This window comes from Rhizobium sp. 18055 (assembly GCF_902706285.1).
In the GTDB taxonomy this organism is placed as follows: Bacteria; Pseudomonadota; Alphaproteobacteria; order Rhizobiales; family Rhizobiaceae; genus Rhizobium.
Genome location: NZ_CACSKD010000380.1, coordinates 1 through 414, shown reverse-complemented (window position 1 = coordinate 414; position 414 = coordinate 1). Strand labels below are relative to the sequence as shown.

At 67.6% G+C, this 414-nt stretch carries 1 pseudogene; it reads right to left on the bottom strand.

What is annotated here, in order from left to right:
* Window positions 1-237: pseudogene (locus tag GVL52_RS32395) on the bottom strand (ureidoglycolate lyase); the annotation flags it as partial.
* Between the last annotated feature and the right edge of the window lie 177 nt (window positions 238-414).

Here is a 414-nt window from a genome sequence, read left to right as displayed (position 1 = left end):
GTTGAGGCCGATGCAGACGAACTTGCCGATGCGGCCCACGCAGGCGCCGATGCGGGGGTTGCCGGGCACGGCCGGCAGCGTGGCCGGGTCGATGGCACGCAGCCGGGCCAATGCATCCGGCCCGATCGCATCGCCGTCGATGTCGCGCACATGGGCGGACAGATCGCGGACCACGCCCTGGGCGTCGAGCAGGCCGGGCTTTTCCTGGCCCGGAGGGCCGAAACGCAGCAACTTCATCGCATGTCTCCTTGTGTTGCCGCGGATTCTCCGGCCCGGCCGGATTGCTGCATAGTGAAAGCTTCGCATGGGGTGATAGCCCCGAGGAATCACCGTGATACCCAGCCTCTCGTCGATCACGTCGCGCCTGCGCTTCCGGCATCTCGGGCTGCTGGTGGCGCTGGAAGAATGCGGCAG